This is a genomic window from Lysobacter enzymogenes (assembly GCF_017168095.1).
Classification (GTDB): domain Bacteria; phylum Pseudomonadota; class Gammaproteobacteria; order Xanthomonadales; family Xanthomonadaceae; genus Lysobacter; species Lysobacter enzymogenes_D.
Genome location: NZ_LXSD01000416.1, coordinates 31,161 through 31,488 on the forward strand (window position 1 = coordinate 31,161; position 328 = coordinate 31,488).

The following is a 328-nucleotide window of genomic DNA, read 5'->3' on the forward strand; positions in this document are numbered from 1 at the left end:
CGTGGCGCTGGCGCCGTTGGCCAGGTTGCCGACCGCCCACACGCCGGTGCCGGCGGTGTAGGTGCCGGTGCTCGGATTCGCCGAGACGAAGGTGTAGCCGCTCGGCAGTTGGTCGTTGACGTTGACGCCGGCCGCGGCCGACGGGCCGTTGTTGGTCACGGTCACGGTAAAGGTGACGTTGGTGCCCACGGTCGGCGTGGCGCTCGACGCGGTCTTGGTCACGGCCAGATCGGCCGAGGCCACCGGCGTCGGCGTGCTGGTGGACGTGTTGTTGCCCGGGGTCGGATCGCTGGTGGTCGAGGTCGCCGTCGCGGTGTTCGCGTACGGG

At 71.0% G+C, this 328-nt stretch carries 1 protein-coding gene; it reads right to left on the reverse strand.

Annotation, left to right across the window (positions count from 1 at the left end; translation table 11 throughout):
- A partial coding sequence (locus A7A76_RS18315) for an NEW3 domain-containing protein (protein ID WP_206412552.1) occupies positions 1 to 222 on the reverse strand: 222 nt, incomplete at its 3' end.
- Positions 223 to 328: the final 106 nt, after the last annotated feature.